This is a genomic window from Thalassovita sp., from assembly GCF_963691685.1.
Classification (GTDB): Bacteria; Pseudomonadota; Alphaproteobacteria; order Rhodobacterales; family Rhodobacteraceae; genus Thalassobius.
The window spans coordinates 2,639,390-2,657,815 of sequence record NZ_OY829290.1 but is presented as its reverse complement, the minus strand read 5'-3'; the positions used below and the strand labels follow the sequence as shown (position 1 = coordinate 2,657,815).

The 18,426-nt window shown below is 59.9% G+C and carries 19 protein-coding genes; 13 read left to right on the top strand and 6 right to left on the bottom strand.

Annotation, left to right across the window (positions count from 1 at the left end; all coding sequences use genetic code 11):
- Window positions 1-30 precede the first annotated feature (30 nt).
- On the bottom strand, window positions 31-1,746 hold the full coding sequence (locus ACORLH_RS12810; RefSeq protein WP_321828786.1) for a methyl-accepting chemotaxis protein: 1,716 nt from the start codon (window positions 1,744-1,746) through the stop codon (window positions 31-33).
- Window positions 1,747-2,194: 448 nt separating this feature from the next.
- Between ACORLH_RS12810 and purM the strand changes: the two genes are divergently transcribed.
- The 3 genes from purM to rnd all read left to right on the top strand — a co-directional run bounded on the left by purM (window position 2,195) and on the right by rnd (window position 5,195).
- Window positions 2,195-3,244 carry a phosphoribosylformylglycinamidine cyclo-ligase gene (purM, locus tag ACORLH_RS12805; protein ID WP_321828785.1) on the top strand — a complete coding sequence of 350 codons (1,050 nt, stop codon included), beginning with the start codon at window positions 2,195-2,197 and terminating at the stop codon, window positions 3,242-3,244.
- Window positions 3,241-3,834, top strand: a complete 594-nt coding sequence (gene purN / locus ACORLH_RS12800; protein WP_321828784.1) for a phosphoribosylglycinamide formyltransferase — start codon at window positions 3,241-3,243, stop codon at window positions 3,832-3,834. Before purM ends, purN begins: the two co-directional genes overlap by 4 nt.
- A gap of 203 nt (window positions 3,835-4,037) precedes the next feature.
- The gene (gene rnd / locus ACORLH_RS12795) at window positions 4,038-5,195 is read left to right on the top strand and encodes a ribonuclease D (protein ID WP_058242790.1); all 1,158 of its coding nucleotides are present in this window, start codon (window positions 4,038-4,040) and stop codon (window positions 5,193-5,195) included.
- A gap of 108 nt (window positions 5,196-5,303) precedes the next feature.
- Here the strand turns inward: rnd and ACORLH_RS12790 are convergent, their stop codons facing one another.
- Entirely contained in the window at window positions 5,304-5,813 is a 510-nt protein-coding gene (locus tag ACORLH_RS12790; protein WP_321828783.1) for a hypothetical protein, read from the bottom strand.
- Between the two features lie 157 nt (window positions 5,814-5,970).
- On the opposite strand from ACORLH_RS12790, the gene ACORLH_RS12785 reads away from it, so the two are divergent.
- Entirely contained in the window at window positions 5,971-6,381 is a 411-nt protein-coding gene (locus ACORLH_RS12785) for a SufE family protein (RefSeq protein WP_321828782.1), read from the top strand.
- A gap of 59 nt (window positions 6,382-6,440) precedes the next feature.
- Here the strand turns inward: ACORLH_RS12785 and ACORLH_RS12780 are convergent, their stop codons facing one another.
- A complete protein-coding gene (locus ACORLH_RS12780; RefSeq protein ID WP_321828781.1) occupies window positions 6,441-7,100 on the bottom strand; it encodes a DUF1638 domain-containing protein in 660 nt (219 codons plus the stop codon).
- 15 nt (window positions 7,101-7,115) lie between these two features.
- Window positions 7,116-7,814, bottom strand: coding sequence for a B12-binding domain-containing protein (locus ACORLH_RS12775; RefSeq protein ID WP_321828780.1), 699 nt, complete (start codon window positions 7,812-7,814; stop codon window positions 7,116-7,118).
- 259 nt (window positions 7,815-8,073) lie between these two features.
- Between ACORLH_RS12775 and ACORLH_RS12770 the strand changes: the two genes are divergently transcribed.
- From ACORLH_RS12770 to ACORLH_RS12760, 3 genes are all read left to right on the top strand, one after another.
- Window positions 8,074-9,225: a PA0069 family radical SAM protein gene (locus tag ACORLH_RS12770; RefSeq protein ID WP_321828779.1), complete on the top strand. Its 1,152-nt coding sequence runs from the start codon at window positions 8,074-8,076 to the stop codon at window positions 9,223-9,225.
- Between the two features lie 83 nt (window positions 9,226-9,308).
- Window positions 9,309-10,298, top strand: a complete 990-nt coding sequence (locus ACORLH_RS12765) for a sensor histidine kinase (protein WP_321828778.1) — start codon at window positions 9,309-9,311, stop codon at window positions 10,296-10,298.
- A complete protein-coding gene (locus tag ACORLH_RS12760) occupies window positions 10,298-10,684 on the top strand; it encodes a response regulator (RefSeq protein WP_321828777.1) in 387 nt (128 codons plus the stop codon). The genes ACORLH_RS12765 and ACORLH_RS12760 overlap by 1 nt, the downstream gene beginning before the upstream one ends.
- A gap of 22 nt (window positions 10,685-10,706) precedes the next feature.
- Here ACORLH_RS12760 and bmt read toward each other — a convergent pair whose 3' ends face one another.
- Together bmt and ACORLH_RS12750 are read right to left on the bottom strand one after the other, a co-directional pair.
- On the bottom strand, window positions 10,707-11,723 hold the full coding sequence (bmt, locus tag ACORLH_RS12755; RefSeq protein ID WP_321828776.1) for a betaine--homocysteine S-methyltransferase: 1,017 nt from the start codon (window positions 11,721-11,723) through the stop codon (window positions 10,707-10,709).
- Window positions 11,724-11,874: 151 nt separating this feature from the next.
- On the bottom strand, window positions 11,875-12,192 hold the full coding sequence (locus ACORLH_RS12750) for a DUF1476 domain-containing protein (protein ID WP_321828775.1): 318 nt from the start codon (window positions 12,190-12,192) through the stop codon (window positions 11,875-11,877).
- 160 nt (window positions 12,193-12,352) lie between these two features.
- On the opposite strand from ACORLH_RS12750, the gene ACORLH_RS12745 reads away from it, so the two are divergent.
- From ACORLH_RS12745 to ACORLH_RS12720, 6 genes are all read left to right on the top strand, one after another.
- Entirely contained in the window at window positions 12,353-12,847 is a 495-nt protein-coding gene (locus tag ACORLH_RS12745; protein ID WP_321828774.1) for a tellurite resistance TerB family protein, read from the top strand.
- 159 nt (window positions 12,848-13,006) lie between these two features.
- Window positions 13,007-13,768 carry a phosphoribosylaminoimidazolesuccinocarboxamide synthase gene (purC, locus tag ACORLH_RS12740; RefSeq protein ID WP_321828773.1) on the top strand — a complete coding sequence of 254 codons (762 nt, stop codon included), beginning with the start codon at window positions 13,007-13,009 and terminating at the stop codon, window positions 13,766-13,768.
- A 77-nt stretch (window positions 13,769-13,845) separates the two neighbouring features.
- Window positions 13,846-14,076 (top strand): phosphoribosylformylglycinamidine synthase subunit PurS, encoded by a 231-nt coding sequence (purS, locus tag ACORLH_RS12735; RefSeq protein WP_058242802.1) that lies wholly within the window; start codon window positions 13,846-13,848, stop codon window positions 14,074-14,076.
- A 188-nt stretch (window positions 14,077-14,264) separates the two neighbouring features.
- Window positions 14,265-15,680 carry a hypothetical protein gene (locus ACORLH_RS12730; RefSeq protein ID WP_321828772.1) on the top strand — a complete coding sequence of 472 codons (1,416 nt, stop codon included), beginning with the start codon at window positions 14,265-14,267 and terminating at the stop codon, window positions 15,678-15,680.
- Between the two features lie 236 nt (window positions 15,681-15,916).
- Window positions 15,917-16,585, top strand: a complete 669-nt coding sequence (gene purQ / locus ACORLH_RS12725; RefSeq protein ID WP_321828771.1) for a phosphoribosylformylglycinamidine synthase subunit PurQ — start codon at window positions 15,917-15,919, stop codon at window positions 16,583-16,585.
- Window positions 16,586-16,630: 45 nt separating this feature from the next.
- Window positions 16,631-18,415: a sensor histidine kinase gene (locus ACORLH_RS12720; protein WP_420719755.1), complete on the top strand. Its 1,785-nt coding sequence runs from the start codon at window positions 16,631-16,633 to the stop codon at window positions 18,413-18,415.
- The last annotated feature ends 11 nt before the right edge of the window (window positions 18,416-18,426 follow it).

Sequence of the window (18,426 nt, the reverse complement as noted above, 5' to 3'; positions counted from 1 at the left end):
TGAGTTTTAGAACCCGTTCGTCCTGCTGTCTTATTCGGCGGCGTATTTTGTCAGATTTTCATCTTCCAGCATCTTTTGCACCTGTGCCGCCATTTCGGGGCTGAGGCTGGAGAGATCGAAATCCGCCATCGCGGCTGCCATCGGTGAACCAGTGTCGCGCAGTTTGAAACGGCCCAGCTGGGCGCGCATCATGCTGGTGGAGGAGGAGAGCTCCTCCGCACCGGCTGCCAGAGACGAAGACTCAGTGTCGGTGGTGGCGGCGTTGGTGGCAATTTCACCAACCGAGTTTGAGATATGCGACACCGCGGACTGCTGTTCACGGGTGGCCACGTTGATCTCATTGACCAACGACTGAACATCGTCAAAGGCATCCGACAGCGAGCGGAAGGCGGTGTCCATATCGTTGGCGATCTTCACCCCGTCCTGAATGGCCTGGGTCGAATCTTCGATCAGCGATGTGGTTTCCTGCGCCGCTTTGGCAGAACGACCGGCGAGGTTGCGCACCTCCTGGGCCACAACGGCAAAGCCGCGACCATACTGCCCCGCACGGGCCGCTTCCACGGCTGCGTTCAGCGCCAGCAGGTTGGTCTGGAAGGCAATCTCATCGATCACTTTGTTGATCGAGGCAATGGAGCGTGCCTTGGCATCGATACCGTCCATCGCGCTCAGCAGATTGGCCATGGTTTCGCTGCCTTCGGTGGCTGTCTGGCTGGCAGAATTGGCCACTTCATGGGCCTGATTGGCCGCATCTGAGGTGGCGCGCACCATGCTTTCGGTCTCATCAAAGGACGAGGAGATTTCATCAATCGCCTGGCTGGTCCGCTCCGCGCCCATCGACAGGGTCGAGGAGGAGGAGGAGACCATTTCCGACGATTTGGAGACTTCCTGAATCTGGGTGTTCAGCTCACCAATCATGTTGCTGAGGTCACCAAAGGCCCGGTCAAAGGTTTCCAGAACTTCGCGGTATTCACCCTGGAATTTCTTGGTTTCAATGGTGATGGCCAGATCGCCGTTCACAATCGATTCCGAGGCTTTGCGGATCTCGTTCGTCAGCCCGTGGAAGCTGTCACGCACCATATCAAAGCTCTGATTGATATAGGCTTTCTCACCGGGGAACTGTTCCAGTTTGTGGTTGAAGTTGCCGCAGGCATAGGCTTCGACGGCTTCGACCATCTGGTTTTGCAGATGCATGTGGCCGCGCACCATGGCGTTCACGGCCTTGGACACTTCTGCCAGCCCGTCAGGGTAGTTGGCCGAGGCGATGAAGGTGCCGGTTTCGCCACGCTCATGGGCTTCGCCCATTGCTTTGACGTCGCCGAGGAAGGCATCAAGGTCTTCTTGTGCCTGATGTTCAGACGTGCGGTCCTGCCATTCCACCACCACTGCGTCCAGCGTGCCGTCTTCTTTGAAGTTGGGCGACGCGTGGAAGGCCAGATGGGTGGTGCCAATCTTGAACTTGCCCAGGTGGGTCTCGCTCATCGCGGCAATCAGCTTGTGCTGGTAGGCGGGGTTTTTGTGGAAGACGTCAATCTTCTGCCCAATGATATCGCTGGCGCAAAAATGCGGGAGGTCTGCCTGGATGTCAGCTTCGAGGCTTTGGAACAGCTCAAAGGCAACCGAGTTTGCATAGCGAATGATGAGTTGGTCGTCACACACCATGATCGGGCAGCTGAGGTGTTCGTAGGCCGCGTAGGCTAACTGCTGCGACAGATCACTGGTGTCATGGGTAGTGGGGTCTACTGACATCGTAAATCTTTCTGGACTGGTTAACGGGTGCACATTTCTTGCAAGCATACTAACGACCTGACCGCGCAGGGTCTTAGCTGGCGGTATCTCGTCTGGGTTGAGGGTGCGGTGGCGCAGATCATCCATGCGCAGAATGGTGGCCGGATGTTGATTTCCGCGCTCGTTCTCAATTGTTTAATTTTATAGGGAAAATGCTGCCTTGGCCGGGCTTGCGGTATATTTCCCAAGTGCTTAGCCAACTCTCGCATGCGCAGCGAACCCATACCTTTGAGTTCGCCAAATCTGGTAAAATAATTTTGCTGGCCCCGCGCAGCGCGGCGGCAATCAATGGGTTCTGAACTTAGGCTTTTGCAGTGTTTTGCAGCTGCAGCACGGAAAACATGGACATGTGGTCGCCATTGGTCTATCGGAGGCGCCAAATTACCGGTGGCACTCGGGGGATCTATCTATGAGCCAGGGCAAGAACGGTCTGACCTACGCAGACGCAGGTGTGGATATCGATGCAGGGAACGCGCTGGTCGACCGCATCAAGCCAGCGGCCAAGCGGACGGCCCGCTCGGGTGTGATGGCAGGTCTTGGCGGCTTTGGCGCGCTGTTTGACCTGAAAGACGCGGGCTACAAAGACCCGATCCTTGTGGCTGCCACCGACGGTGTGGGTACCAAGCTGCGCATCGCAATTGACACCGGCAATGTTGATACTATCGGCATCGATCTGGTCGCCATGTGCGTCAACGATCTGGTCTGTCAGGGCGCTGAGCCGCTGTTGTTCCTGGACTATTTTGCCACCGGCAAACTGGAACTGGACAGCGCCACCCGCATCATCAACGGCATCGCTGCTGGTTGTGAACAGTCCGGTTGCGCGCTGATTGGCGGGGAAACCGCAGAAATGCCCGGCATGTACAGTGAAGGTGACTTTGACCTTGCTGGCTTTGCGGTGGGCGCAATGGAACGCGGTGCGGACCTGCCTGTGGGTGTGAAAGCCGGTGACGTATTGCTGGGCCTTGGCTCCAACGGGGTGCATTCCAACGGCTATTCGCTGGTGCGCAAACTGGTCGAGGTCTCGGGCCTTGGCTGGGACGCAACCTGCCCATGGGATGACAGCCAGACGCTGGGCGCGGCCCTGCTGGCGCCGACCCGCCTTTATGTGAAACAGGTGCTGGAGGCGATCCGCGCCGGTGGCGTGCATGCGCTGGCCCATATCACCGGCGGTGGTCTGACCGAAAACCTGCCGCGTGTGCTGCCCGAAGATCTGGGTGCCACCATCGACCTCAGCAGCTGGGACCTGCCGCCTGTCTTCAAATGGCTGGCCGCAACCGGTGGCATGGAAGAGGCCGAAATCCTCAAAACCTTCAACTGCGGCATCGGCATGATCCTTGTTGTCGCCGAAGAAGAAGCCGAGGCGCTGACCAAAGTCTTGGAAGCATCCGGTGAAACCGTGACCAAACTGGGCGCGATCACCGAAGCGCCCGGCGTCGCCTATGAGGGTTCGCTGCTGTGACCAAACGGGTTGCGCTGCTGATTTCGGGCGGCGGCTCGAATATGGTCAAACTGGTCGAAAGCATGCAGGGCGATCACCCTGCACGCGCCGTCCTTGTTGGCTCTAATGATCCTGAGGCAGGGGGCCTGAAAAAGGCCGCTGCCATGGGGATCGAAACCTTTACCGTGGATCATCGCCCGTTCAAGGGTGACCGCCCGGCCTTTGAGGCCGCGCTGCAGCGCCAGTTGGAGGCCGCGCAGCCTGATATCATCTGTCTGGCCGGTTTTATGCGGGTTCTGACCGAAGGCTTCGTGCGCAACTGGGACGGGCGGATGCTGAACATCCACCCCTCACTGCTGCCGAAATACAAAGGTCTGCACACCCATAAACGCGCTTTGGAGGCCGGCGATGCTGAGGCCGGATGTTCCGTGCATCTGGTCACACCGGAACTGGACGATGGCCCAATCCTGGGCCAGGCGCGGGTGCCGGTTGAACCGGGGGACACCGCTGACACCTTGGCCGCACGTGTTCTGGTGCAGGAACATCTGCTCTACCCGGCAGTCTTGCGCCGTTTCGCGGCAGGGGACCATGCGCCACTGATGCTGGGCTGACTTCCGCTTTATAAATGCTGTCGCCGGGCAGAAATGCCGCAAAACACCGTAAAACCCTCATTTGAAGGCCTTTGCTGGCTTTGCAACCGTGCTGCAATGGCGTAAGGCTTTCAAATCCACCATACCCAAACGTCAGGGATGGTTGGTTTGATCCCGCGGGATGACCCCGCAGCCCTTTAAAGAATGAGGCGAAAAGCTCTCTGATGAAGACGATTACAACGACCGAGGCGCTGGCCGAATACTGTGCAGAGGCCCGCAAACATCCCTACGTGACGGTCGATACCGAATTCCTGCGCGAACGCACCTACTACTCCAAACTCTGTCTTGTGCAGCTGGCCATGCCCGGCGACACCGATGACAATGCTGTGCTGGTCGACCCGCTGGCCGATGGCATCTCGGTTGCGCCGCTCTTGGAGCTGTTCAAAGACACCAACGTTGTCAAAGTGTTCCACGCCGCCCGGCAAGATCTTGAGATCTTCTTTGTGGAGGCTGGCGTCTTTCCCGAACCGCTGTTTGACACGCAGGTTGCGGCGATGGTCTGCGGCTTTGGCGAACAGGTGGGCTATGAAACTCTGGTGCGCAAGATCGCCAAGCAAAGTCTCGATAAAACCTCGCGTTTCACCGATTGGTCGCGCCGCCCGCTGACCGATGCGCAGAAGAAATATGCGCTGGCGGATGTGACCCATCTGCGGGTGATCTACGAATACCTCTCGGCGCAGCTGGAAAAGACCGGCCGCGATGCCTGGGTGCGTGAAGAGCTGCGGATCCTGACCAACCCTGACACCTATATCATTCAGCCCGAAGATGCCTGGAAACGGGTCAAGACCCGCACCACCAGCGGCAAGTTTCTGGCAGTGGTGCGTGAGCTGGCAAAGTTCCGTGAAGCCTATGCGCAGGAACGCAACGTGCCACGCTCGCGGGTGTTCAAAGATGATGCGCTGGTGGAACTGGCCTCAACCAAACCTGCCAATATGCAGGATCTAGGACGCTCGCGCCTGCTGTTGCGTGAGGCGCGCAAAGGCGACATCGCCAATGGCATTCTGGCCGCTGTGAAGGCCGGTGTGGACTGCCCGGCAGACAAGATGCCGAAACCCGACACCAGCCGTGACAAACTGCAGGTCAACCCGGCGCTGGCGGATCTGCTGCGGGTTCTCTTGAAGGCCAAGACCGAACATGCCGGCGTTGCCTCGCGGCTGATCGCCCCGGCTGCAGATCTGGACGCCATCGCGGCAGGTCTGCGCGACGTTCCGGCGCTGCAGGGCTGGCGCAAAGAGGTCTTTGGCAACGACGCGCTGCGCCTGTGCAACGGTGAGGTAGCGCTGGCGGCCAAAGGCAAAAACGTCAAAATCATTGAGCTGTGACCGGCCACTTTGACGTTGCAAATATCGCACCGCAAATAGGCAAAAAGAAGGGGCCGCATGGCCCCTTCTTTCGTTTTTTCTGATCGCTCTGGCTAGATCAACATCTGATCAGCGGCGGCGGCTGCTCAGCCCGTTTTCCGCCCCCAGAACCTGCAGGCTGCGCACGCCCTCCAGTGATTGATCGCTGACAAAGGTCGCTGCGGTGATCAACCGGGTCCGTTCACTGCCGACAGTCGTGGCACCGGGCAGGGCGCGCAGCTCATAAGTCAGCACGCCGTCCACCGGTTTGCCGTTGTTCAGCGGCTCCATCCGGACGTCCCAGGACCCCTGGTTTGCCGCCACACCGGTCACCCGCAACACCGCGCCACCAGGGGTGCGTTCGACCTTCAGCTCGCGAATGACAGCGACCAGCTCACCGCGATAGGTTTCATCGCGGGCGGTGATGGAATTGCGTTTTGGGATCAGCGGGTTGACCGTGGCCGTTGGGTCTGCAGCTGCAACCGGTTCGGCGCGGCCAAACCAATTCAGCGGGTTCAGGCGCGACTGGCCACAGCCCACCAGCAGAACCGAGGAAATCAGAAGAACCGAAATGGATTTATGCATAGGCTTGCCTGTCATCTCTTTGCCTCTGGGTATCCTATCATGGGCCAGTTGAAAAGACGCTTGCGCGCTTTGCATCGCAGATCGGCGCTTTGTTGTGCTTTGGGCTGGACCTTTGGGGCCGCTGTGCCTAACTGGACAGGTGCAAGACCCCGCCGAATTCAGGAGAGCCCCCATGGCCAGCGCCGCCTTTGAAGAGATTGTCGAAGACTTTGAGTTTCTGGACGACTGGGAAGATCGCTACCGTCATGTGATTGAGCTGGGCAAGGCGATGTCGGGCCTTGACGCGGCGCTGCAGGTGCCTGCCACCAAGGTGGATGGCTGCGCCAGTCAGGTCTGGCTGCACCCGGTGATTGAGGGCGGCGTGTTCCGCTTCGAAGGCGACAGTGACGCGATGATTGTGCGCGGCCTGATTGCGGTGCTGCGCGCGCTTTATAATGATCTGCCACTGGCTGAGGTCGCCGCGGTTGATGCGCGCGCTGAATTTGGCCGGCTGGGCCTCAATGATCACCTGTCCGCGCAGCGCTCAAACGGGTTGCGGGCGATGATCGAACGGATCCGCGAAACCGCGGCCGCAGCCGCCTAAACCGCTTTCACCGTTTTCCAAATACTCCGGGGTTTGGGGCAGCGCCCCAATCCTCGCTGTCAACCTGCTGTGCTGCTCAGCGTCTCAAGCGCCGCCGCCAAATCGCCATACCCCGTCATCCGCCGTTCAAACGCCAGCCCCAGGGCCTCGGCAGCGGCTTCGGCTTTGGCGGTCAGGGCGGCATCGTCGGTCTGCGCCAAATAGATCAGCTTCTCATAATTGCCGAAATACATCTCGGCCAGCTCTGGATGCCGGTCTAGGCCCAGCGGCTTCACCACAAAGGTGTCAAACTGCCGGGCCAGAAAATCGGTGAGGAAGAAACTGGTCACTTCACCTGCGGCCTCAAAGGCTTCATTGCCGCTGAAGAAACTGTAGCAATGTGGCCCTGCGATCATCTCCACCCCTGCGGCGTCACAGACCGTCTGCAAGGCGCCACCAGTGCCGCAATCGGCGTAGGCCATGAAGATCTGACCGTAATCCCCACGGTGTTTGTCGATCGCCTCCTGCGCGGCGGCGGCGATTTTTTCGGGGTGATTGTGCAGGATGGCGGGCAGGCAGGTCAGATCCATATGGGCCCAGCCATTCAGATCGCGCAGCGCCAGAATTTCCCGCGCCAGCGCACCACAGGCGATTATCAGCACCCGCCCCCGACCTGAAGATGACCCCGGAAGAGGTGCCAGGGTCTCGGAGGTGAGGGTGCTGTCATCAAACCGCGTCATAGGGGAGACGCGGCCTTAAGCGCTCATCTGGTTGTGTTTGCGGGCGACATATTCCTTCGCCATTTCCACGGCCACCGCAGCGTCCCGGCAGTAGCCGTCAGCGCCAATCGCTTTGCCGAACTCTTCGTTCAGCGGCGCGCCACCGACCAGAACGATGTAGTCATCGCGCAGGCCCTGTTCGATCATCGTGTCAATCACGACCTTCATGTAAGGCATGGTGGTGGTCAGCAGCGCCGACATGCCCAGGATGTCGGGCTTATGTTCGTCCAGCGCTTCCAGATAGGCCTCAACCGCGTTGTTGATGCCGATATCCACCACTTCAAAGCCAGCGCCTTCCATCATCATCGACACAAGGTTTTTGCCAATGTCGTGGATGTCGCCTTTGACCGTGCCGATCACCATCGAGCCCATGCGCGGCGCGCCGGTTTCCGCCAGCAGCGGTTTCAGGATCGACATGCCGCCCTTCATAGCGTTTGCCGCCAGCAGAACTTCGGGCACAAAGAGGATCCCATCGCGGAAGTCATGGCCCACGATGGTCATGCCGCCGACCAGCGCTTTGGTCAGGATGTCATAGGGCTGCCAGCCGCGTTCCAACAGGATGTTGACCGCTTCTTCGATCTCTTCCTTGAGACCGTCGTAGAGGTCGTCAAACATCTGTTGAACCAGTTCCTCATCATCGAGGTCCGACAGGATGATATCGTCTTCGTCCGACATGGCGCGCTTCCTTGACTTGCTCTGCCCTGCAAATTTCGGGCAGGGGGATCCGGCTTGGGGTAGGGCCCACAGGGACTGCAGGCGGTGTTTCTCTCTTCTCTTTGGCGGTTTTGTGGCCCTTTGGTCTGGGCAATTTGCGACTTGGCGAAGGACAGTTGCGACCTGAGGGTCTGAAATTTTGGTGATTGTTCTGTGTCTATAAGGCGCTAGGCAGGTTTTGCCGGTCTCAGACCACGCGGCCTTGCGCGATGTTCTCCAAATGTTCTATTTTGGTGCCATGCACAGGAAACCCGCCCCAGATGACCCGGCTCTGCCGCCACATGCCGCGACGCCCATTGCGCCGCAGCGCCGCCGTGGTCGGGCGGCGGCCAGCAATGACTCTGGCCGGTTTGAACGGTTTGAGAGGATGCCTTTTGATGACGGCTGGCAGGACGGCCAGACCGCGGCGGAGGAGGCGCGGATCGTCACTGAGGTGCGGCAGGAACGGCCCAAATCGCTGATCACCTACAACCGGTCGCCGGATCTGCCTTTTGACCGCTCCATCAATCCGTATCGGGGCTGCGAACATGGTTGCATCTACTGTTTTGCCCGGCCCAGCCATGCCTATCTGGGCCTGTCCCCGGGGTTGGATTTTGAAACCCGCCTGATCGCCCGCACAGGCGCGGCAGAGGTGCTGGCACAGGAACTGCGGCGCAAATCCTATCAGGTTGCCACTATGGCCTTGGGGACCAATACGGATCCCTACCAACCGATTGAACGGGATCTGAAAATTGTGCGCAACTGTCTGAAAGTGCTGCGCGATTTCAATCATCCTCTGGCGATTGTGACCAAGGGCACCTTGGTGGAACGTGACATTGATATTCTGCAGGACATGGCCGCAAAGGGGCTGGTGCGGGTGGGGATCTCGCTGACCACCTTGGACGCGGATCTGAGCCGGCGCATGGAACCCCGGGTGCCCAGCCCGAAACGCCGCCTGCAGATCATTGAACGGCTCTCCGAGGCGGGGATCCCGGTGCGGCTGATGGCATCGCCCATGGTGCCGGGGCTGTCTGATCTTGAGTTGGAGGCGATCCTGACCGCCGGTCAGGCGGCCGGTGCGCGTTCGGCCAGTTGGATCATGCTGCGCCTGCCGCGCGAGGTGTCACCGCTGTTTCAGGACTGGCTGGCGGAACACTACCCTGACAGGGCCGGCCGGGTGATGGCCCGGCTGCGCGAAATGCATGGGGGGCAGGCCTATTCGGCTGAATGGGGCAAGCGGATGTGCGGTGAAGGGCACTATGCGCAGATCCTGTCACACCGGTTCAAACTGGCCGCCCGCCGTCTGGGTCTGGATCAGCCCCAGCCCGCCCTGCGCTGTGATCTGTTTGCGCCACCGCCGCGCCCCGGCGATCAGATGGCGTTGGACCTATGACGCCCTCCAAACGCTTTGCCCGGTTGAAATTTCTGGATTTACCGTAGTTTCCCTGTATAGGCTGGCAAAAAGCAGAGGCCCCAATGCGTAGATATCTTCCATCGCAGAAATGGCGTGACCTTGGGATCATGGCGGTGATCCTATTGCTGATGTGGATTCCCGCCGCCGAATTTGAGGCCTTCGAATGGCTGCATTCCTTCACCCGTGCACATGAAACCTGGGAACTGGACGAGGTGATCCTGATCGTCCTGCTGATGCCCATGCCTTTGGCGTGGTACGCCGTGCGCCGCGCGCGTGAGGCAACGCGGCTGGCCCAGCGGGCGCTGGAAAACGAACGGGACCTGTCACATGCGCGCAAAATCGACAGTCTGGGCACTTTGGCCGGTGGGCTGGCGCATGAGTTGAACAATCAGCTGCAGCCGCTGGTCGGATTGTCTGAACTGCTGGAGGCCGAAACCCCCCAAGATGATCCACGGCGGCGACAGGTCGAACTGATCTATGCCGGATCGTTGAAAGCGCGCGAGTCGGTGGACCGTGTGCTGCGGTTCGCCCGGCGCGAGGCCGCAGGCTTTGTTGTGCCCGACACCAGTGAGGCGATGCGCTCGCTGGTGGAACTGATGCGGCTCAGCTGCCCGACCACCGTTAAGATGACGGTCAGCCTGGCCGATGATCTGCCGCCCTTGGGCATTGCCTGGGCCGATGTGGAAAGCATCGTGATGAACCTGTTTTCCAACGCCGTTGCGGCGATGGATGGCGCGCCAGGACAGCTGGACATTCGGCTGCATCCGCCCAGCGGGCCAGATCCGAACGGCCACGCGGCGGTGTTGACCGTGTCAGACACTGGAACGGGCATATCCGAGGCGCTGCAACAGCGGATATTTGATCCTTATTTCACCTCCAAACCGCTGGGCGCGGGCACCGGTCTGGGCCTCTGGCAGGTTCAGGCCCTTTTGCGCGCGGCGGGCGGGCGGATTGAGGTGCAGTCTGAACTGGGGCGCGGCACCGAAATGCAGGTCTGGCTGCCTGCGGCCGGGGCAGGGCGGTCAGCCCAGCGTGTGGCGGAGGTGGGGTGATGGCACATATTTTACTGATCGAAGACGACCCGTTGGTGCGCGAAGCCTTTGAGATCATCCTGGCCAGCGACGGTCACCGGATCAGCTCGGCCGCAGATGGCGCCATCGGGCTGCGCCAGATTGAACAGGGGCGGTATGATCTGGTGATCACCGATATTATGATGCCGGAAAAGGACGGGGTTGAGGTGATCAATGCCCTGCGCAAATCCCACCGCGACCTGCCGATCATTGCCGTTTCGGGCGGTGCCCGTGGATCGGCGACGGATTATCTGCACATTGCCAAGGTGCTGGGCGCGGTTGAGGTGCTGTCAAAACCCATTGGCGCCAAAGAACTGCTCGCAGCCGTTAAAAAAGCGCTGCCCCCCGAGGATGGGGAACAGCGCTGAATTTCTACACAGCGAAGTTCGCTTAACCGCGACGACGGCGGGAGCTGCGGCGCGCCGGGGCCTCAGCACTGTCACCGGTGCCGTCCGAGGAGGAGGAGAAACCGCCAAGCGCTTCGGCCACCTGTTCCAGGGTTGGGCGTGGGCCGCGTTCACGGCTTTCCAGCGCCGCGCGCATCGCTGAGAGGTGTTCCGCCATGGTGCCGCAGCAGCCGCCAATGATGGTGGCGCCCGCATCCCGTGCCAGCACGGCATATTCCGCCATCAGCTCAGGCGTGCCGTCATAGTGGATGTGGCCATCAACATATTTCGGAATGCCGGCGTTGCCTTTGGCGATGAAGGGACGCTCAGACCCCTGCGCGGCAAAGCCCAGAACGGTGCGCATCAGGTCGGCGGCCCCAACACCGCAGTTGGCACCAAAGGCCAGCGGCGGGTTCGGCAGCTTTTCCACCATGTCGACCATCTGCGCCGAGGTCACACCCATCATGGTGCGCCCGGCGGTGTCAAAGCTCATGGTGCCGCACCAGGGCATGTCCGCCAGGGCAAAAGCTTCGGCAGCGGCTTTGTATTCCTCAGGGGCGGAAATGGTTTCCAGCCACAGAACATCGGCGCCGCCCTCTTTCAGGCCCTCGGCCTGCTCATGGAAGATCTCAACCGCCATCTCATGGGTCATCGGGCCCATCGGCGCAAAGATATCACCGGTCGGCCCAACGCTGCCCGCAACGATGATGTCACGGTCCGAGGCATCTGCAACCTCACGGCCAATCTCGGCGGCCATACGCGACAGTTCGCGGGCCCGGTTGCCTGCGTCATGCAGTTTCAGGCGCGAGGCATTGCCGCCAAAGCTGTTGGTCAGGAACAGATCGCTGCCTGCATCCACCGCCAGCTGGTACAGCTTCTTGATGCGGTCAGGGTGCTGTTCGTTCCACAGTTCCGGCGCATCGCCGGATTGCAGGCCCATGTTGAACAGGTTGGTCCCGGTCGCCCCGTCGGCCAGCAGCCAGTCGCGGGTTTCAAGGATACGGGAAAGGGCGTTGGTCATCGCTTTGTCCAATATAGAAATGGGGTCATTCGCCTAACGGCGGATTCGCGGGAAGCTATAGAGATAAGGGCCAAAGGCCAAGGGCGCTGTGGCGGAAACGACAAAACGCGGCGAGAACCGCCGCGTTTCTCAGCATTTTTCGGGCTTGGGCTTATTCAGCTTCGCGCATCAGCTGCGCCTTGGCTTCGTTCAGCATTTCAGCGCGTTTGCCGCGGATCACCTCAGCTTCGACCTTGCCTTCCAGATCTGCCACCACTTTACGGATCACATCTTCGTGGCCGGCCTCTTCGAAATCGGCTTTCACCACGGTCAGCGCGTAGATTTCTGCCGCCTCACCGCTCAGGCCCTGCTGTTCTGCGGACCAAAGGCCCAACAGCTTGTTCGCGCGCGCCTCGGCCTTGAACTTGGTCTCTTCGTCATGGGCGAACTTGGCTTCAAATGCGGTTTCGCGTTCTTCAAAGGTGCTCATTGACGTTTTCCCTTATTGTTTAATCACTTCCTGACACAAGGCTGGGTTGCTTCATATGATACAGATCAAAGCACGCTGACGCCAGTTTTCAACCTTGTTTTGATCTAAAACCAGACCGGTTTGGCCCGTTGGACTCAGGACAGAGATATAAGGGGTCACCATGACAGTTTTTTCCCGCCTTCTGGGGCGCAGCGGAACATCCACGCAACCCTCGGCCGAACAGGTCGTCGCAGAGGCGCTGGATCTGGCGGTTTTACCCGTCGCAGCGCGTGCGGTTCTGGCCCCTGCGGTGCTGACCATGGCCTCCGACGGGCGCGCCACTGAGGCTGAGATGGCGCTGTTGCAGAACCTCTGTGCCTTCAGCCCGATTTTTGCCCGTTTGCCGGAAGGTGCCGTTTTGGCGCTGATCGAACGGATCCTGGCCGATCTGCAAGAGGCAGGCGCCGAGCCGGTGATCGAAAACTGCGCTGAGGTGCTGCCGATGGAGCTGCGCGAAACCGCGTTTTGTTTCGCCATGAGGGTGGCCATGGTAGACGGCGTACTGGCGCACCGGGAAAAACAGGCGCTGTCAGAAATCGCCGAACGCTTCGCCATGCCGGATGAGGTGGTAGGCCGCATCATTGATGTGGTCGGCATGTTGCAGCGCGCGGCCTAATCCCACATTTGCTGAACAGGCGGGCAGGGGGCGCTGTGATCGCTCCGCCCGCTGTTTTTAACCCTCAAACAGCCCTCAGTGTGCTTGCGGCAAGGGCTTTGATGGCCTAAGAGGGCGCCAACCCCGGGGACTCGGCCCCGGATCACTGACGGAGTGGTCATGGCACGGCGCAAGAAAATCTACGAAGGCAAAGCAAAAACTCTGTACGAGGGCCCGGAACCCGGCACCATCGTGCAATACTTCAAGGATGACGCCACCGCGTTCAACGCCGAAAAGAAAGACGTGATCGAAGGCAAGGGTGTGCTGAACAACATCCTGTCCGAATACTTCATGCTGGGCCTGGCAAACGTGGGGGTTCCGACCCATTTCCTCAAACGCCTCAACATGCGTGAGCAGCTGGTGCGTTCCTGCGAAATCATTCCGCTGGAAGTAATCGTGCGCAACTACGCCGCCGGTTCCATGTCAAAGCGTCTGGGCATCGAAGAGGGCACCCAACTGCCACGCCCGATCGTGGAATACTGCTACAAAGAGGACAAGCTGGGCGATCCGCTGGTCACTGAAGAGCATATCGCCGCCTTTGGCTGGGCCAGCCAGCAGGACATGGACGATATCCTCAGCCTGGCGCTGCGCGTCAACGACTTCCTGTCGGGTGTGATGTATGGCGTGGGCATCAAGCTGGTGGATTTCAAAATTGAGATCGGCCGCGTCTTTGAAGGGGATTTCCAGCGTCTGGTTGTTGCCGATGAAATCAGCCCCGACAGCTGCCGCTTGTGGGATCTGGAAACCGGTGAGAAACTGGACAAAGACGTGTTCCGCCGCGACCTTGGCAGCCTGACGGACGCCTATACCGAGGTGGCCAACCGTCTGGGCCTGTTGCCGAAGAACCAGCCGCCGATGGGCAAACCGACCCTGATCAACTGATACAACGCCCGGCTTTTGTCCGGGCGTTCCTCTATCGAACTGCAATTTTGTTAACTTCTGAGACCGGAGAAACGCACATGAAAGCTCGCGTTCACGTCATGCTGAAAAACGGTGTTCTGGACCCGCAGGGGGAGGCCGTGCGCCACGCCCTTGGGTCGCTTGGATTTGAGGGCGTCGAAGGCGTTCGTCAGGGCAAGGTAATTGAACTGGATCTGGCCGATGGCACCTCTGAGGACACTGTAAAGGACATGTGCGAGAAGCTGCTCGCCAACACGGTGATCGAAAGCTACTCGATCGAACTGTCCTAAGGTCTGATTAACAGATGTCAGAGAGGGCGCCGCTGAGGCGCCCTTTTTTATGCGCATTTGGCGGGAGTTTGAACGAATTGCTTGCGCAAAGGTTGTGTTTTTCGATTGATTTCGTGCGCGCCTAGGTGGTATTGTGGGGGCAGCTGAAGGGGCCCAGCTGTTTCTTGCTCAATTTCTGAGGTCCTTTAATGCTGAAAACCTATTCCCTAGCTGCGGCCGCTTTGGCCGCCTTCGTTAGCTCGGTCGGTGTAAATACAGCCCGCGCCGAGGTGACTTTTCCAAATGATGTCTACGCAACCTGCCCGATAACCCCGGGCGATTTGCATCAATGGGCCCGCTATGGCAGCGAAGGCCCCAATGGCCCCTTCAATCCCCCTGACAGCGATCTGTTCGACGACGATACCAACTGCAATTTCTACCGTTGGGGGGCGCAGATGTTTCTGTTTCTGACCAGCCCCAATACGGCACACCCGGGGTATGTCTTTGACGGGCCGTTTTTTTATGACGTGATCAATCACGGCAATGATGACTTCACCTTTGAACAGTTCCTGGGCGATGCGCCAAATGCCTTTGGGGTGCGTGGCCTGAAAGGGGACGAAGCCATTGGTGGCACCGGTCAGGCGGGCGGCGGCGATGTGCTTCTGTCGCAGAAAGGATCGCTCACCTACTACGGCATTCACGTCAATGAGGCCTACGCCGAATACCTCACCGCGCAGAAGGCGGGGCAACTCAGCGGCGCGCTTAATATCAACTTCCCCAGCGACCAGCCTGAGATGGAGGAGTTGCAAAAGGTGATTGGCAAACAGCTGCCCTATGCTGAGGCGCTGGTGCTTGAACTCAAAACCTCTTGGGTGGATGCGCGCACGGTGGATGCGTCACGCTATCTGGTGATCAACGCCGAAGTCCCGGCCTTTGATCGCAGCAGCGCAACCGATTGGCCACAGATGGGCACCGAAACCATGCCACTGGCAATGGTGGGGATGCATGTGGTGGGCACCGCCAAGGGGCATCCCGAAATGATCTGGGCCAGTTTCGAACATGTCGATAACGCGCCGAACCTCAGCTACTACTATATGACCTCGGCGCGTCAGCCTGCATTGGCCATGCCTGACACTACGGGCAACTGGACCTTCTTTGACGCGATGCCGCCGGCCGGAACCTCGCCGATGATTGCCACAGTGGCGGCCACCAGTGACACAGGCATTGCTGCGGTCGCAGGCAAAACCATCGGCCCGGTCAGCGTGGTGCAGATGAATCCATTTGGTCTGGCGCCGGAGGATATGAATACGGCGCTGGCCAATTCCGATCTGGTGTCGCTCAACGGATCGCTGCTGAACATGTTGCAGCAGCGCGGGGATGTCCGCGGTAATTACTACCAAATCGGCAGCATCTGGACGCAGAAAGGGCAGATGCCCACCGGTGACAGTGATCCCAACATTCGCGGCGGTGATCGGCTGGCCAACTCAACCCTGGAAACCTTCCATCAATACCCGGATGAGAACAACAATTTCCAATCCAAGAACTGCTTCCTGTGCCACAGCACCTCCAGCGACTCGGACCTGAAAATCAGCCATATCTACAGTGGTCTGCAGCCGCTGCCCTGATCAGGCGCAAATCGACGGCGAAATTGCCGCCGCAGGGGGCTGAAAACGCCCCCAAATGGCGACAATTACGCCGCAAGTGCAAATCGCGCCCGCGCTGGGCTTGATCCGCGCGGGCGTGCATCGTATCAGGCCCGCAGTTCAACTGCGACGCTTGGCCGTCGCCGCCATCCGCTAGGGGCTGAGGGGGGCGCTCTCCCTCATCACGCTGAGATGGCCCAAGCATGGAGAATGCCGCGATGAAAGCCGCCGTCATCGTTTTCCCTGGATCCAACTGTGACCGAGATTTGGCCGTTGCCTTTGAGCAGGCAGGTGCTGATGTCACCATGGTCTGGCACAAGGACACTGACCTGCCTGAGGGCGTCGATATTGTCGGCATTCCCGGGGGCTTCTCCTTTGGTGACTACCTGCGCTGCGGCGCGATTGCGGCCAATTCGCCGATTTGCCGTTCGGTGGTAAAACACGCCGAACGTGGCGGCTATGCGCTGGGCATCTGCAACGGGTTTCAGGTGCTGACCGAAACCGGTCTGCTGCCGGGCGCGCTGATGCGCAACGCCGGGCTGAAGTTCATCTGCAAACAGGTCGGTCTGCAGGTTGCCACCGCAGACAGCGCCTTTACCTCGGGCTACAGCCAAGGCCAGGAGGTCATGATCCCCGTGGCGCATCACGATGGCAACTACAACGCCGACGCGGAACTGCTGGCCCGTCTGAAAGGCGAAGACCGCGTGGCCTTCACCTACACCGACAACCCTAATGGCTCGGATGGCGATATCGCCGGTATCCTGTCGGACAACCGCCGGGTGCTGGGCATGATGCCCCACCCCGAGCGGTCGGTGGATGAACGCCATGGCGGCACCGATGGATCGGCAATGTTCCGCAGTCTGATGGACCAATTGGTCACAGCCTAAGCGACAGATCTTGCAGCCCCCTCGGGGGCTGTTTTACTTTGGGGCATGTCTGAGCTGCCCACCTCCAAATCCCCGACACCTGCCGCATCGCTGCGCCGGACCCGCCTGACCTCCTGGCGGGTGCGTTTGGCACTGGCTTTGCTGTTTGTGATGGCGGTGATCACCATTGTGGTCACCAACAAACTGCTGACCGATCGCTTCACGGAAAACACCCGCAACCGGGCCGAGCTGCGATTGGCGCTTTATTCCGGCAACCTGCTGTCTGAGCTGCGCCGCAACGCCATCGTGCCGCAGCTGCTGTCACGGGACCCGGCGCTGATCGGGGCGCTGAATTCGTCTGACTACTCCACATCGACCCAGCGTCTGATTTCTTTTGTCGAAGAAATCGGCGCCGCCTCATTGATGTTGCTGGATTCCGATGGCCGCGCAGTGGCGGCAACGGATCGCAACCGGCTGGGCAGTCAGCACCGCTCGGACCCCTATTTTTTCAACGCCATCCGGGCCAGCGAGACCCTTTTCACGGTGCTGGAAACCGAAACCGGTGGCTATAGTTTCATCTACTCGCGCCGGATTGAGGAACAGGGCAACACGCTGGGCGTGATCATGGTAGAGGTTGACCTGCACAAGTTTGAACGTGCCTGGGCGGGCATTTCGGACGCGGTTCTGGTCACCGACAGCACCGGCACGATCATCCTGGCCACCGAACCACGCTGGCGCTCAAAAACCGAGGGTGAGGCGCTGGCCCAGGCGCCAGCGCAATCGGCCATTCAGCGCGCCATTCAGGCCACCGCAGATTGGACCACCTTGCCGGCAGATGCCTACGTGCAGGGTAAGGCCGTGATGCGGATGGAAAGCCGCATTCCCTTCCGTGGCTGGCACATCGCCAGTTTCACCACCTACGAAAGCGTTCGTGACAAGGTGAACGGCGTTCTGGCGCTGGAGATTATGGGATTCGCCATGCTGCTGGCGCTGGCCTTCTATGCGCTCAGCCGCAAGACCGCCGGTCGTCTGATGCTGTTCCAGCGGGAATCGGCAGAGCTTCGCGCATTGAACGCAAGACTACAGCGGGAAATCGCCGAACGCGAAAAGGTCCAACAGACCCTTGCCGTGGCCGAACAGACGCTGGCGCAATCGTCAAAACTGGCCGCGCTTGGCGAGATGTCGGCGGCCGTCAGCCATGAGCTGAATCAACCGCTGGCGGCGATGCGCACCTATCTGGCGGGCGCCCGTCTGCTGCTCAATCGCAACCGGCCCGAAGAAGCGCTGTCGTCCTTCCAGCGGATCGACGATCTGATTGATCGGATGGGGCAGATCACCCGCCAGCTGAAGTCCTATGCGCGCAAAGGCGGCGATCAGTTTACCCCTGTGAATATGGGCGATGCGCTGGCCTCAGCCCTGTCGATGATGGAACCGCAGCTGAAAAGCCGCAAGGTTGAGATCAGCCGCGTCTACCCCGATGACCCGGTGATGGTCATGGGGGACCGGGTGCGCGTTGAACAGGTGATGATCAACCTCCTGCGCAACGCTTTGGATGCCACCCAATCGGTTGATGAGCCGCAGATCGAACTGCTGCTGGCCGCCGGTGAAACGGCGACGCTGACGGTGCGTGACAACGGGCAGGGCATTGATGATCTTGATGCCCTGTTTGAGCCCTTCTACACCACCAAACGTCCGGGGGAGGGCGTGGGGCTGGGGCTTGCCATTTCCTCGGGGATCGTCAACGACCTAGGGGGGCGCCTTTTGGCGCGCAACGCCGAAGGCGGGGGGGCTGTATTTGAGATGCAACTTCCTATCTTGACCGGTGAAAGTGATATTGAGGCGGCGGAATAAGGGCCGAGAAG